This is a genomic window from Micromonospora sp. WMMD812 (assembly GCF_027497215.1).
GTDB lineage: Bacteria > Actinomycetota > Actinomycetes > Mycobacteriales > Micromonosporaceae > Micromonospora.
The window spans coordinates 4,368,451-4,383,089 of sequence record NZ_CP114904.1 but is presented as its reverse complement, the minus strand read 5'-3'; the positions used below and the strand labels follow the sequence as shown (position 1 = coordinate 4,383,089).

Annotated in this window: 9 protein-coding genes; 5 read left to right on the top strand and 4 right to left on the bottom strand. The window is 72.6% G+C overall.

Annotated elements, in window-relative coordinates; translation table 11 throughout:
* Positions 1-166 precede the first annotated feature (166 nt).
* Positions 167-346, bottom strand: coding sequence for a hypothetical protein (locus O7603_RS20145; protein WP_281571356.1), 180 nt, complete (start codon positions 344-346; stop codon positions 167-169).
* A 109-nt stretch (positions 347-455) separates the two neighbouring features.
* Here O7603_RS20145 and O7603_RS20140 point away from each other — a divergent pair, with 109 nt between their 5' ends.
* Complete coding sequence (locus O7603_RS20140; RefSeq protein WP_281571355.1) at positions 456-1,403, top strand: threonine/serine dehydratase; 948 nt, start codon at positions 456-458, stop codon at positions 1,401-1,403.
* Positions 1,404-1,476: 73 nt separating this feature from the next.
* Here O7603_RS20140 and O7603_RS20135 read toward each other — a convergent pair whose 3' ends face one another.
* The gene (locus tag O7603_RS20135) at positions 1,477-3,573 is read right to left on the bottom strand and encodes a S9 family peptidase (protein ID WP_281571354.1); all 2,097 of its coding nucleotides are present in this window, start codon (positions 3,571-3,573) and stop codon (positions 1,477-1,479) included.
* A gap of 100 nt (positions 3,574-3,673) precedes the next feature.
* Here O7603_RS20135 and O7603_RS20130 point away from each other — a divergent pair, with 100 nt between their 5' ends.
* Positions 3,674-5,026, top strand: coding sequence for an FAD-binding oxidoreductase (locus O7603_RS20130; protein ID WP_281571353.1), 1,353 nt, complete (start codon positions 3,674-3,676; stop codon positions 5,024-5,026).
* A 437-nt stretch (positions 5,027-5,463) separates the two neighbouring features.
* Here the strand turns inward: O7603_RS20130 and O7603_RS20125 are convergent, their stop codons facing one another.
* Positions 5,464-7,563, bottom strand: coding sequence for a SpoIIE family protein phosphatase (locus O7603_RS20125; protein WP_281571352.1), 2,100 nt, complete (start codon positions 7,561-7,563; stop codon positions 5,464-5,466).
* A gap of 167 nt (positions 7,564-7,730) precedes the next feature.
* On the opposite strand from O7603_RS20125, the gene O7603_RS20120 reads away from it, so the two are divergent.
* Complete coding sequence (locus O7603_RS20120; protein WP_281571351.1) at positions 7,731-12,095, top strand: HAMP domain-containing protein; 4,365 nt, start codon at positions 7,731-7,733, stop codon at positions 12,093-12,095.
* Complete coding sequence (locus O7603_RS20115) at positions 12,092-12,646, top strand: response regulator (RefSeq protein ID WP_281571350.1); 555 nt, start codon at positions 12,092-12,094, stop codon at positions 12,644-12,646. Before O7603_RS20120 ends, O7603_RS20115 begins: the two co-directional genes overlap by 4 nt.
* Before the next feature lie 179 nt (positions 12,647-12,825).
* Here the strand turns inward: O7603_RS20115 and O7603_RS20110 are convergent, their stop codons facing one another.
* Positions 12,826-13,161 carry an STAS domain-containing protein gene (locus O7603_RS20110; protein WP_281571349.1) on the bottom strand — a complete coding sequence of 112 codons (336 nt, stop codon included), beginning with the start codon at positions 13,159-13,161 and terminating at the stop codon, positions 12,826-12,828.
* A gap of 138 nt (positions 13,162-13,299) precedes the next feature.
* Here O7603_RS20110 and hemL point away from each other — a divergent pair, with 138 nt between their 5' ends.
* A complete protein-coding gene (hemL, locus tag O7603_RS20105) occupies positions 13,300-14,637 on the top strand; it encodes a glutamate-1-semialdehyde 2,1-aminomutase (protein WP_281571348.1) in 1,338 nt (445 codons plus the stop codon).
* Positions 14,638-14,639 lie beyond the last annotated feature (2 nt).

Sequence of the window (14,639 nt, the reverse complement as noted above, 5' to 3'; positions counted from 1 at the left end):
ATGGAATGGCGAATAGTCGGCCTGTTCGGGTGTCGCGCCGCGGCATGGCCGTCGACATTCGTCGGTCCGCGGCTGTTCGTTCCGTTCCCGATTGATTTCTCGGAACAGGCTCTCCTGCTGCCGTTCAGCGCGCCGGCTGACCCGGTCGCGGCCGGTCGCGGCGGGGTCAGCCGGCGCCGAGCAGGCCGCTGGACCAGGAGATGACGAGCCCGACGGCGGCCGAGCAGCAGCACACCAGCACGGCCGCGACGATCCCGAGGATCGCCCACACCCGCCGGTCGCCCGCCACGGCCCGCAGGCTCGGCCGGCGGGCCGGCTCCTCGGGCTGGCCGTCGTCGGTGCTCACCGTGCTGTCCCGATCACTCCGGCAGTCTAGGCGGGGTGCGGACCGCGTGCCGGCATCGCGTTCCGTCCGGGGCATGGTGCCCCCCGACCGGGCGGTCCAGGATGGGGAGATGAAGCTGATCTCGATCGCGGACGTCCGGACCGCCGCCGCCGACATCGCCGGTGCGGTGCTGCGTACCCCCCTGCTGCGGGCCGGCTGGGACGCGCGGCTGTGGCTCAAACCGGAGAGCCTGCAGCCGGTGGGGTCGTTCAAGCTGCGGGGGGCGACCCACGCGGTCGCCCGGCTCGACCCGGCGGCCCGGGCTCGTGGCGTCGTCACCCACTCGTCCGGCAACCACGGGCAGGCGCTGGCGTACGCCGCCCGGGAGGCCGGCATCCCGTGCACGGTCGTGGTGCCGGAGGGCGCGCCGGGGGTGAAGGTCGACCGGATCCGGGCCCTCGGCGCCGAGGTGGTGCTCGTGCCACCGGTCCGCCGGCTCGCCGAGGCGGAGCGGATCGTCGCCGAGGCCGGAGCCGCGCTGGTGCCACCCTTCGACGACCGGCGGATCATCGCCGGCCAGGGGACCGTCGGGTTGGAGATCGTGGCGGACCTGCCCGACGTGGACGTGGTGCTGGTGCCGGTCGGCGGCGGCGGTCTCTCCTCCGGGGTGGCCACGGCGGTCAAGGCGCTCCACCCGTCCACCGCGGTGATCGGGGTCGAGCCGCTGCTCGCCGCGGACGCCCGCGAGTCCCTCGCCGCCGGCGAGGTGGTGGTCTGGGACGTCGAGCGGACCTACCGGACGAGTGCCGACGGGTTGCGCACCCAACTATCCGAGCTGACCCTCGCCCACCTGTCGGAGCGGCTTGACGGCATCGTCACGGTGACCGAGGAGGAGATCGCCGCCGCGATGGGCCGGCTGGTCCGCGACGCCCGCCTCGTCGTCGAGCCGAGCGGCGCGGTGGCGGTCGCCGCCCGCCTGTTCCGCGCTGCGGAGCTGCCGTCGGGGCGTACGGTCGCCGTCGTCACCGGCGGCAACGTCGATCCCGCGCTGCTGGCGCGCGTCCTCACCCCGGCCTGATCCCGCCCCCCGCTCACTCCCGAGGGGTGGCCGTCGCGCGTCGGACAGCCACCCCTCCGGGGCCGGTCCGGGGTCAGGCGCGGTGGAGGCGGTCGAGGATCCAGGCGTTGATGAACGCCTCCTCCCGCCACGAGTCGTACCGGCCGCTGGGACCGCCGTGGCCGGCGCCCATCTCGGTCTTCAGCAGGTAGTCGCCCTGCGGCGCGGTCGCCCGCAGCCGGGCGATCCACTTCGCCGGCTCGTGGTAGAGCACCCGGGTGTCGTTCAGGCTGGTCACCGCGAGGATGGCCGGGTAGTCCACCGCCGTCACGTTCTCGTACGGCGTGTAGGACTTCATGTACGCGTACACCTCCGGGTCGTCGAGCGGGTTGCCCCACTCCTCCCACTCGGTGACGGTCAGCGGCAGCGACGGGTCGAGGATCGAGGTGAGGGCGTCCACGAACGGCACCTGCGCGACGATGCCGGTGAAGGCGTCCGGCGCGAGGTTGGCCACCGCGCCCATCAGCAGCCCGCCGGCCGACGCGCCGCGGGCCACCAGCCGGTCGCTCGCCGTCCAGCCCGCCTTGACCAGGTGCCGGGCGCAGGCCACGAAGTCGCTGAAGGTGTTCTTCTTGGCGAGCAGCTTGCCCTGGTCGTACCAGCGACGGCCCAGCTCGCCGCCGCCGCGGATGTGCGCCACCGCGAAGATGACGCCGCGGTCCAGCAGGGAGAGCCGGGCCACCGAGAACCACGGGTCCATGCTGGCCTCGTACGAGCCGTAGCCATAGATCTCGCAGGGGGCGGAACCGTCGCGCGGGGTGTCCCGGCGGCAGACCAGCGAGATGGGCACACGGGTGCCGTCGTCGGCCAGCGCCCAGTCCCGGTGCTGCTCGTAGTCGTCCGGGTCGTACGGCCGCCCGTCCGGGCCGGGCAGCACCGGCTTCCGCTTGCGCAGCACCATGCGCCGGGTCACCAGGTCGTAGTCGTAGATCGAGTCCGGGGTGATCAGCGAGGAGTAGCGCAGCCGGATCTCCCCGGTCCGGTACTCCGGGTTGGCGTCCAGCCCGACGCTGTAGAGCGGCTCGGGGAAGTCGATGTCGTAGGGGTCGCCGCCGCCGATCGGCAGCACCCGCAGCCCGGTGAGCCCGTTGGTCCGCAGCGAGACGACCAGGTGGTCGGCGAAGGCGTCCACCGACTCCAGCCGGGTGCCCGGTGAGTGCGCGATCAGCGGCACCCAGTCACCGGGCGCGTCGGCGGACGTGTAGGCGAGCGCGAAGTCCTCGGCGCCGTCGTTGTGCAGGATCAGGAAGCGGTGCCCGTGGTGCTCCACCGTGTACTCGACGCCCTGCCGGCGGGGCGCGACCACGGCCGGCAGGCCGGTCGGGTTGCCGGCCGGGATCACCCGCACCTCACTGGTGATCTTGCTGTGCACGTCGACCAGGATGAACTTCTCCGACCGGGTCAGCTCGACGCCCACCCAGAACCGCTCGTCGTCCTCCTGGTGCACCACCACGTCGTCCGTGGCCGAGGAGCCGATGGTGTGCCGCCAGACCCGGTACGGCCGCCAGGCGTCGTCGACGGTGACGTAGAAGAGCACCGAGGCGTCGCTCGACCAGGCGGTGCCGTAGAACGTGTCGGGCACCTCGTCGGGGAGCAGCTCGCCGGTGGTGAGGTCCTTGACGCGCAGGGTGAACCGCTCGTCGCCGGAGAAGTCCGTCGAGTACGCGAGCCAGCGCCCGTCCGGGCTCACGTCGAACGCGCCCAGGGAGAAGAAGTCGTGCCCCTCGGCCAGCAGGTTGCCGTCGAGCAGCACCTCCTCGCCGTCCAGCGGCGCGCCGTCGGCGCTGACCGGCGGCTCCGTCTCGCCGTCGCGGACCGCGCGCCGGCAGTGCACGCCGTACTGCTGCCCCTCGACGGTCCGGGTGTAGTACCAGTAGCCGTCCTTGCGGGTCGGCACCGACAGGTCGGTCTCCTGCGTGCGCCGGCGGGTCTCCTCGAACAGCTCCGCGCGCAGCTCGGCGAGGTGCGTCGTGCGGGCCTCGGTGTACGCGTTCTCGGCGGTCAGGTACGCGATCGTCTCCGGGTCGTCCTTGGCGGCCAGCCAGGCGTACTCGTCGACGACGGTGTCACCGTGGTGGGTGCGGTCGCTGGGCACCCGCTTGGCCACGGGCGGGGAAGTCTCGGTGGTCACGGCGTCACGTTACCGGCCGGCTGCCGCCCGCCGCCGGGTACGCGCGCCCGCTTCTGCGTATCGCCACCACGGCCTTTCGAACACATGTACGATGACCGCCATGGCGGCTGCAGCGAGTTCCATCGACAGGTCCGGAGCCCTCGAGATAACCCAGCGGTTGACGGAGATCTGCGGTCCGCCGTTCGCCCGGTTCGCCGGTCCGGCCGACGAGGTCGCCGGTCGGGCCGCCCGCTGGGTCGCGGTCCCGGGCGGCCCGGCCGCGGCGGCGAAGGTGCTCCGGCTGGCGGCCGCGCACGGTCTCACGGTGGTGCCCCGCGGCGCCGGCACGAAGATCGACTGGGGTGCCGTCCCCGAGCAGGTCGACATCATGCTCGACACCGGGCGGCTGGCCGGGATCGGGCACGAGCCGGTGGGTTCCCCGGTGGCCGAGGTCGGCGCGGGCACGCCGCTGCGCGCCGTGCAGGCGACGCTGGAACGCACCGGCCAGCGGCTTGCGGTCGACGCCCCGTCGCCCGGGGCGACGCTGGGCGGCGTGCTCGCCGCGGGTGAGGCGGGGCCGCTGCGGCACCGGCACGGCAGCCCCTGCGACCAGCTGGTCGGCGTCCGCTATCTGACCGCCGACGGTGAGCTGGTCAGCGCCGGCGGAGGCGCGCCCGGGCTGGATCTGGCGCGGCTGCTCTGCGGGTCGCAGGGCGCCCTCGGCGTGCTGGTCTCCGCCTCCCTGCGCGTGCAGCCCGTGCCGGCGAGCCGGCTGTGGGTGTCCCGTCCGGTGTGGACCCCGCTCGAGGTCAACGACCTGGTGCGCACCATCCTCGCCGCGCGCCTCGACCCGGCCGCGATCGAGGTGGACCTGTCGGCCAGCCGGCCGCGTCGACCGATCCGCCCCGACGACCTGGCCGCCGTGGCCCGGGCCCGCCATCCGTCCATGGCCGGGCGGGCCCACGTCCCGTCCCGTGCGGGCAGCCTCGTGGTGCTCCTGGAGGGCGGCCCGGCCGACACCGTCGAGCGGGCCGAGCGCCTGGTGGCCCTGCTCGACGGCGACGCCACGATCACCCACTCCCCGCCGACCTGGTGGCGGCGCTACCCGTTCGGGCCGGGCGACACCGCGCTGCGGATCGAGGTGCCGATCACCGACCTGCACGCCGCCGTCTACGCGCTGCGCGACGCGGCCGGCACGCCGGTGCCGATCCGCGGCTCCGCCGGGCTGGGCGTGGTGCACGCGGCGTTGCCCGGGTCGCTGCCGGCCGACCGGGTGACCTCGATCCTGTCCGCCGTCCGCGGCGTGCTGCTGGCGCGAAAGGGCCGCTGCGTGGTCCTCGCCGCGCCCCCGCCGGTCCGCCGCACGGTCGACCTCTGGGGTCAGCTGACCGGAATTCCCCGGCTGCGCGCGGCCAAGGAGCACCTCGACCCGCACCACCGGCTCGCCCCCGGCCGCCTTCCCGGCGGCCTGTGAGCCAGGAGCCTCGCCACTCCGCGCTGCGGCGTCAACCCCGCAGCTCCGGTCGACCGCCAGCTTCGGTCGACCGCCAGCTTCGGTCGACCGGCGGCTTCGGTCGACCCGTAGCTCCGGTTGACCCGTAGCTTCGGTTGACCCGCAGCTCCGTCACCTTGCTGGTCCGGTCGCTGGCCCGCCGGGATCAGGCGGCCGATGCACTGACGGCATCCTTTAGAGCTGATGTCGTAAACGCATCACGGCCGTCGCCCGGCGCGACGACTTCGCCGGTCGCGTCACCGACCAACGATCCTCGCGGTCGCCCGGAGCGGATCCTGTCCCCGGTCCCTGATGTCGTAGATGACTCAGCTCTAAAGCGTGCGCGAAGGACGTTGTCAGCGAGAGCGGAATCAGCGGGGCAAGGCCAGCGGAGGCACGCTCGGGCTCCGCGGTGTCGGTCAGACGGCGTCGTTGCGGACGACCAGGATGGCGATGTCGTCGCGGGGCGGCTCCACCGAGAAACCGAGCGCGGTGGCCCGCAGCCGCGCGGCGACCACGTCGGCCGAGTAGCCGGCCAGCGGTGCGGCGGCGTCGCGCAGCCGATCAGTGCCGAACAGCTCCCGCCCGCGCCGCCGTTCGGTGACCCCGTCCGTGTAGAAGACCAGCGCGTCCCCCGGGCCGAGCGGCACGTCGGCGGTGGGCGAGGCGATCGTGTCGAGCAGGCCGAGCGCGGTGCCCCCGGCGCCGACGAAGGCGCCGCCGCCCCTGCCGCGCAGCAGCACCGGCCGGTCGTGCCCGGCGAGGTGCAGCGAGACGTCCAACTGGTCGCCGTCGCCCGGCCCCACCGCGGCCAGGGCCAGCGTGCAGTAGCGGCCGCCGCCCCGCTCCACCAGCGTCTCGTTGAGACGGGCGAGCACCTCGGGCAGCGGCTTGCCGTCGCCGACCAGCACCCGGATCACATCCCGGACCAGCCCGGTGACCGCCGCCGCCTGCACCCCCTTGCCGGAGACGTCCCCGATCACCACCAGCCACCGCCCGTCGGGCAGCGGCAGCACGTCGTAGAAGTCGCCGCCGACGTCGGCGTCGCCCCCGGTCGGGACGTACTCGGCGGCGAACCCGATCCCCTCGACCAGCGGCAGCACCGGTGGCAGCAGCGACTGCTGGAGCGTCTGGGCCACCCGGCGGCGTTCGGCGTGGATCCGAGCGTTCTCGATCGCCAGCGCGGCCCGCCGGGCCACGTCCTCCAGCACGGCGACCTCGTCCGGGTCGTGCCGGTGCCGTTGGTGCCGGCCGACGGCCAGGGTGCCGAGCCGCTGACCCCGGGCGATCAGCGGGACGGCGAAGCCCTCCATCGGCCCGCCGAGCGGCACCTGTGCGGCGCTGCGGGACGCCTCGCGCAGCCGGGCCTGGACCGAGTCCGGGCCGGTCTCGGCGAGCACCTTGTGCAGCTGCGGCAGGACCGACTCGTCAGCGTGGGTGGCCGCCGCGAGCCGGAGCCGGCCCCACTCGTCGGTGGTGTGCACCGCGCACCACTGCCCGAGGCGGGGCACCACCAACTGCGGGATGAGCGCCATGGTCAGCTCGACGTCCAGCGACTGGGCGAGCAGTTCGCTCGCCTCCGCCAGGAACGTCAGCCAGGCCTGCCGCCGGACGTCCGCCCGGCGCAACCGGTCGTTCTCGAGGTGCAGCGAGAGCCGCTCGGCCACCAGGACCGCCAGCGGCCGGGCGTACGCCGACGGCGCGGCGTCCAGCTCCAGCTCACCGGCGTACGGGCGGTGCACGCTCAGCGAGACCCGCAGCAGCTCGTTTCCGGGTCGGGGCTGCCGGCCGTAGCGGCCCAGCACCTGCGGGCCGGTCCCGTCGCCCCGGTCCAGCCGGATCACCCCGCCGGCCGCGCCGACCATCTCGGCGACCCGGCTGAGGAGGCTGGTGGCGAAGTCCGGCAGCGGGTCGTCCGCGTTCGGGTCGGGGCTGATCTGCATCAGCTCGCTCATCGCGCCGGCGCTCGGCGCGGAGCTGGACGGCGCGGCCGCGCCGCCCCCGCTGGTGGCCCCGGGCGTGCCCCGGGCCTCGGCGGCGGCCCCCGGAGCGGCCCCGGCGGTGTCCGCCCGGTCGAGCCGGAACCAGACACCCTTTCCGGTGGGCAGGTAGGTGGTGCCCCAGCGGCTGGAGAAGTGGTCGACCAGAAGCAGCCCGCGGCCCCGCTCGGCCACGTCGGCGATCTCGCTGGCCTCGTTGCGGACGCCGACGATCAGCTCCTCGACCGGGCCCGAGGCGAAGTCCGAGACGGTGACGGTCAGCCCCACATCGTCCGCGGCGACCTCGATGTCCAGTTCGGTGCCCGCGTGTTCCACGGCGTTGGTGGTGAGTTCCGTGGTGAGCAGGAGTGCCTCGTTGAGCAGTTCGTCCAGGTGTGCCTCGTCCAGCACCGAGCGGACCAGGGCACGCGCAGCCGCGGGCGTACGCCGGTCGGCGGGAAGGCGGACGCGCCGGACATGCCCGTCCGGGCCGCCGGCCGCCGTGGGCCTCGTCTCCGCCGACACCCCCGTATCCTCCATCGCCGACCCGGTGGGTGCCAAGCCGGTCCCCGGTCGGAGCGTCGCCGATGGCCGTCGCCGGGCGTGGCGCGTGGTCGCCCGGCCTGGCATCGGCGCGTCCGCGGGCACAATATGGGGTGGCCGGTGTGTCGGCAGCGCCGGTGGCCCCCGAGCTGAGACGAGGAATGATGACCACGGCGAAGCAGTCGGTGGCGGATCCTTCCGTTTCCGACCATGAGGCGGTCCTCGGTGAGTTGACCGAGGCGCTGCGCCGCGTGCGTCGCGGTGACCTGAAGGTCCGTCTGCCCCGGCGCGCCGGGCGGGCGGGGGAGGTCGCGGACGCCTTCAACGAGGTGGTCTCGTTGCAGGAGCGGCACCACCTCGACCTGCGGCGGATCAGCCGGATCGTCGGTCGGGACGGTCGGCTCACCGAGCGGCTGGACGACGAGGGACTGGACGGCTCGTGGGCCGAGGGACAGCGGGCGGTCAACTCGCTCATCGACGACCTGGGCCGGCCGACGACCGAGATCGCCCGGGTCATCGTGGCGGTCGCCGACGGCGATCTCTCCCAGCACATGGCGCTGGAGATCGACGGGCGGCCGCTGCGGGGTGAGTACCTGCGCATCGGGCGCACGGTCAACACGATGGTCGACCAGCTGTCGTCGTTCGCCGACGAGGTGACGCGGGTGGCCCGCGAGGTGGGCACCGAGGGCAAGCTGGGTGGTCAGGCCGACGTGCGGGGGGTGGCCGGCACCTGGAAGGACCTCACCGACTCGGTGAACACCATGGCCTCCAACCTGACCGGCCAGGTGCGGTCGATCTCGCAGGTGGCCACCGCGGTGGCGAAGGGCGACCTGTCGCAGAAGATCACGGTCGGGGCGCGCGGCGAGGTCGCCGAGCTGGCCGACACGATGAACTACCTCACCGACACGCTGCGACTCTTCGCCGAGCAGGTGACCCGGGTGGCCCGCGAGGTGGGCACCGAGGGCAACCTGGGCGGCCAGGCCGACGTGCCGAACGTGGCCGGCACCTGGAAGGACCTGACCGACAGCGTCAACTCGATGGCGTCGAACCTGACCAGCCAGGTCCGCAACATCGCCCAGGTCTCCACCGCCGTGGCGCGGGGCGACCTGTCGCAGAAGATCACCGTGGCCGCGCAGGGCGAGATCCTGGAGCTGAAGGACACCGTGAACACGATGGTGGACCAGCTGTCGTCGTTCGCCGACGAGGTGACGCGGGTGGCCCGTGAGGTGGGCATCGAGGGCAAGCTGGGCGGTCAGGCCCAGGTGCGTGGGGTCTCCGGCACCTGGCGGGACCTCACCGAGAACGTCAACCAGCTGGCCGGCAACCTGACCAGCCAGGTCCGCAACATCTCACAGGTCTCCACGGCGGTGGCGAAGGGCGACCTGTCGCAGAAGATCACGGTCGACGCCCAGGGCGAGATCCTGGAGCTCAAGAACACCGTGAACACGATGGTCGACCAGCTCTCGTCGTTCGCCGACGAGGTGACGCGGGTGGCCCGTGAGGTGGGCACCGAGGGCAAGCTGGGCGGTCAGGCGCAGGTCAAGGGGGTCAGCGGCACGTGGCGGGACCTGACCGACAACGTCAACTCGATGGCGTCGAACCTGACCAGCCAGGTCCGCAACATCGCCTCCGTCACCACCGCGGTCGCCAAGGGCGACCTCGGCCAGAAGATCACGGTCGACGCCCGGGGCGAGATCCTGGAGCTGAAGTCGACGGTGAACACGATGGTGGACCAGCTGTCGTCGTTCGCCGACGAGGTGACGCGGGTGGCGCGTGAGGTGGGCACCGAGGGCAAGCTGGGCGGTCAGGCCCAGGTCCGGGGCGTCGCCGGGACCTGGCGGGACCTCACCGACAACGTGAACTCGATGGCCTCGAACCTCACGGCGCAGGTGCGGAACATCGCGCAGGTCTCGACGGCGGTGGCGAAGGGCGACCTGTCGCAGAAGATCACGGTCGACGCCCAGGGCGAGATCCTGGAGCTGAAGTCGACGGTGAACACGATGGTGGACCAGCTGTCGTCGTTCGCCGACGAGGTGACGCGGGTGGCCCGTGAGGTGGGCACCGAGGGCAAGCTGGGCGGCCAGGCGCAGGTGAAGGGCGTCAGCGGCACGTGGCGGGACCTCACCGACAACGTCAACTCGATGGCGTCGAACCTGACCGGCCAGGTCCGCAACATCGCCTCGGTCACCACGGCGGTGGCGAAGGGTGATCTGGGCCAGAAGATCACCGTCGACGCCCAGGGCGAGATCCTCGAGCTGAAGGACACCATCAACACGATGGTCGACCAGCTCTCCTCGTTCGCCGACGAGGTGACCCGGGTGGCCCGCGAGGTGGGCACCGAGGGCAAGCTCGGCGGTCAGGCCCAGGTGCGCGGCGTCTCCGGCACCTGGCGCGACCTCACCGAGAACGTCAACCAGCTCGCGTCCACGCTGACCACCCAGCTCCGGGCGATCGCCCAGGTCTCCACCTCGGTCACCCGGGGCGACCTGACCCAGCGGATCAACGTCAAGGCGCAGGGCGAGGTCGCCGAGCTGAAGGACAACATCAACCAGATGATCGTCACCCTCCGGGAGACGACGAAGAAGAACGCCGAGCAGGGCTGGCTCGACTCCAACCTGGCCCGGATCAGCGGCCTGCTGCAGGGTCAGCGCGACCTCGGCGAGGTCTGCCGCATGATCATGGTGGAGGTGACCCCGCTGGTCGACGCGCAGCTCGGCGCGTTCTTCCTGGAAGACACGTCCGAGGGGACCATGCGGCTGCGGCTGACCGCCTCCTACGGATACGTGGCTCGCGGGCACGACGTCACCTTCGGACCGGGCGAGGGGCTGGTCGGTCAGGCCGCGCTCTCCCGCCGGACCATCCGGGTCAGCGCCTCCCCGGACCGCGCGCTGACCGTACGCTCCGGGCTGGCCGACACGCCGCCGGCCGATCTGGTCGTGCTCCCCGTGCTGTTCGAGGGCGAGCTGCTCGGGGTGATCGAGTTCGCCAGCGTGGTGCCGTTCTCCGAGCTGCACCTGTCGTTCCTGGAGCGGCTGGTGCTGACCATCGGCATCGCGGTCAACACCATCCAGGCCAACCGGCGTACGGAGGAGCTGCTCGCCCAGTCGCAGCGGCTGGCCCACGAGCTCCAGGAGCAGTCGGCGGAGCTGCAGCGCACCAACGCCGAGCTGGAGGAGAAGGCCACCCTCCTGTCGGAGCAGAAGGGCAACATCGAGACCAAGAACCGGGAGATCGAGCTGGCCCGGATCGGTCTGGAGGAGAAGGCGCAGCAGCTCACCCGGGCCTCCGCGTACAAGTCGGAGTTCCTGGCCAACATGAGCCACGAACTGCGGACCCCGCTGAACTCCCTGCTCCTGCTGGCCCGGTTGCTCGCCGAGAACTCGGAGGCGAACCTCACCGCGAAGCAGATCGAGTTCGCCCGCACCATCCACAGCGCCGGGTCCGACCTGCTCTCGCTGATCGACGACATCCTGGACCTGTCCAAGATCGAGGCGGGCCGGATGGACGTCGAGCCGAACGAGGTGCGGTTCTCCGAGATCCGCGGCTACGTCGAGCAGGCGTTCGCCCCGCAGGCCGAGGAGAAGGGCCTGGACTTCCAGGTGCGGGTCAGCAAGGACCTGCCGCCGGCGCTGGTCACCGACGCCCTGCGGCTCCAGCAGATCCTGCGCAACATGCTCTCGAACGCCGTGAAGTTCACCGACAACGGTGCGGTGACGCTGCGCATCGCTCCGGCGGCGGACAACGCGGTGTTCGACGTGCCGGCGCTGACGAACGCCCGTCAGGTGATCGCGTTCACCGTGATCGACACCGGGATCGGGATCTCCGACGACAAGCTGTCGATCATCTTCGAGGCGTTCCAGCAGGCCGACGGCACCACCAGCCGCCGCTACGGCGGCACCGGCCTCGGTCTGTCGATCAGCCGTGACCTGGCGCGACTGCTCGGCGGCACCATCACCGTCTCGTCGGCGCCGGGGCAGGGCTCCACGTTCACGCTGTTCGTCCCGGACGTGCTGGCGCCGGACGCGGTGGTCGCGCCGCTGCCGCCGTCGCCGGCCCGGGCGGGCCTGCCGTCGTCGCTGCTGATGCCGCCGCTGGAGCTGCCGGAGCCGGCTGCCGGCCCGACCACGCGGCAGTTGGACGGGGCGACGGTGCTGATCGTCGACGACGACGTGCGGAACGTGTTCGCCCTGACGTCCGCATTGGAACTGCACGGGATGACCGTGTTGTACTCGGACAACGGGGCGGACGGCGTCCGCCTGCTGGCCGAGCACCCGGAGGTGGACATCGTCCTGATGGACGCCATGATGCCGGACCAGGACGGGTACGAGACCACGCGCCAGATCCGGCGTAACCACCGCTTCGCGGACCTGCCCATCGTCTTCCTAACCGCGAAGGCGATGCCGGGGGACCGGGAGTCGGCGCTGGCGGCCGGGGGCAGCGACTACATCACCAAGCCCGTCGACCTGGACGAGTTGATCGAACTCATGTCGTCCTGGATCAGCGGCAGCCGGACCGAGGAGAACTCGTGACCCAGATGGCGAAGGCGCTGCTCGTCGACGACCGCCGGGAGAACCTGATGGCCCTGGAGGCGATCCTCCAGGGCCTGCCGGTCCAGTCGGTGGCCGTGGAGAGCGGCGAGGCGGCGCTCAAGCAGTTGCTGGTGGACGACTTCGCGGTGATCCTGCTCGACGCGCAGATGCCGGACATGGACGGGTTCGAGACGGCCAGTCACATCAAGCGCCGCGAGCGGACCCGGCACGTGCCGATCATCTTCCTCACCGCCGCCGACCGGGACGCCCAGTTGGCGCTGCGCGGGTACGCGGTCGGCGCGGTCGACTACCTGACCAAGCCGTTCGACCCCTGGGTGCTGCGGGCCAAGGTGTCGGTCTTCGTGGAGCTGTGGGTGAAGACCCGCCAGTTGGCCGCGCAGTCGGACCTGGTGCGGGAGCGCGACGCGCAGTGGCGGATCCTGACCGACGCGGTCGACGAGGCCACGGCGCTGCTCCGCGCCGACGACCCGGACGCCCGCGACCGCGCCGTCGACCTGCTCGAACAGGCACGCTGGGGCAACACCGGCTGACCCCCCCACCCACCCAGCCCCCTGCCCACCCGCCCCGCCCGCCGGCACTCACCCGGTTGATCATGAACTTTGCGGCGCCAAATCCGGCAATCGGTGCCGTAAACCTCATGATCAACGGGGCCCGAAGGGCGGGGGCCGGAAGGGCGGGGGCGGGGAGGGTGGGGGCGGTGCTGGGTGGCTCAGCTGGCCGTCTGGTCGTTGCGGATCATGAGGGCCGAGCGCAGCCCGGTGATGTCCAGCACGCGGAGCAGGAAGTCGCCCACGTGGGTGAGAACCAGGAGACTCTGCGCGTGGCTCGCCTTGCGGCTGAGCACGACCAGGGTGCCCAGCCCCTGCGAGTCGCAGAACGTGACCCCGGCGAGGTCGAGCACGATCCGCGGTGGCGGGTCGGTGAGCACCTCGTTCACGACGGTCGACAGCTGGGCGGCCGTGAGCATGTCGATCTCACCGGCCAGGCGCAGCACAGCTTCGTCGCCCGTCCGGTGTACCGTGATGGACAGTTCGGCACGATCCACCCGGTCAGCCTAACGCGATCCGGTCGACCCGGCCTGTCGAGGCACGACCCAGATCCACTTCCGGCCCGGGTGAGCCGGGTAACCCCTGCCAGGGGTCGTTGCCGTCGCATCCGCCGGCGCTGACACAATGGCGGCATCGTGACCGAGACCCATTCCGCCGGATCCGGCCGCTATCCGGCCGACGCCCCGGCCTCCGAGGCCCTCTTCGACCGCGCCCGCGCCATCGTGCCGGGCGGGGTGAACTCCCCCGTGCGTGCCTTCCGCGCGGTTGGCGGCACCCCGCGCTTCATGGTCCGGGGGGAGGGGCCCTGGCTCTACGACGCCGACGACCGGCGTTATGTGGACCTGGTCTGCTCCTGGGGCCCGCTGGTCCTCGGTCACGCCCACCCGGAGGTGGTCGCCGCCGTGCAGGCCGCAGCCGCCCGGGGCACCAGCTTCGGCACCCCCACCCCCGCCGAGGTGGAGCTGGCCGCGGAGATCGTCGACCGCACCCCGGTCGAGCAGGTCCGGCTGGTCAACTCCGGCACTGAGGCCACCATGTCGGCGATCCGACTGGCCCGGGGCTTCACCGGCCGCTCCAAGATCATCAAGTTCGCCGGCTGCTACCACGGTCACGTGGACGCCCTGCTCGCCGCCGCCGGCTCCGGGGTGGCCACCCTCGGCCTGCCCGACTCGCCCGGGGTCACCGGCGCGGCGGCCAGCGAGACGATCGTGCTGCCGTACAACGACCTCCGCGCGGTGGAGGAGGCCTTCGCCGCCGAGGGGCAGCACATCGCCGCGGTGATCACCGAGGCCGCCGCCGGCAACATGGGCGTCGTCGCCCCGCGCGACGGGTTCAACCAGGCGCTGGCCCGGCTCGCGCACGCGTACGGCGCCCTGCTCGTCGTCGACGAGGTCATGACCGGGTTCCGGGTCTCCCGCTCCGGCTGGCACGGCCTCGACCCGTCCGACGCGGACCTGTGGACGTACGGCAAGGTCATGGGCGGTGGCCTGCCCGCCGCGGCCTTCGGCGGGCGGGCGGAGATCATGGCCCGACTCGCCCCGGCCGGCCCGGTCTACCAGGCGGGCACGCTCTCCGGGAACCCGCTCGCCTGCGCCGCCGGCCTGGCCACCCTGCGCCTCGCCGACGACGCGCTCTACCAGCGCCTCGACGAGACGGCCGCCGTCGTGGGCAAGCTCGCCGCCGACGCGCTCGCCGCCGCCGGCGTCCCGCACCGGCTGTCGTACGCGGGCAGCATGTTCTCGATCTTCTTCACCGACGCCGACGTGGTCGACTACGACAGCGCCCGGACCCAGCAGGTTCCGGCGTTCAAGGCGTTCTTCCACGCGATGCTCGCCGCCGGCGTGTACCTGCCGCCGAGCGCGTTCGAGTCGTGGTTCGTGTCGGCGGCGCTCGACGACGCCGCTCTGGAGCAGATCGCCGACGCGCTGCCCTCGGCTGCGCGGGCGGCGGCAGCGGCGGCTAACGGGGGGTAGGC

Coding starts and splice junctions, on each gene's coding strand:
- O7603_RS20140 (WP_281571355.1), top strand. CDS start 456: ATGAAGCTGATCTCGATCGCGGACGTCCGGACCGCCGCCGCCGACATC.
- O7603_RS20120 (WP_281571351.1), top strand. CDS start 7,731: ATGACCACGGCGAAGCAGTCGGTGGCGGATCCTTCCGTTTCCGACCAT.
- O7603_RS20125 (WP_281571352.1), bottom strand. CDS start 7,563: ATGGAGGATACGGGGGTGTCGGCGGAGACGAGGCCCACGGCGGCCGGC.
- O7603_RS20130 (WP_281571353.1), top strand. CDS start 3,674: ATGGCGGCTGCAGCGAGTTCCATCGACAGGTCCGGAGCCCTCGAGATA.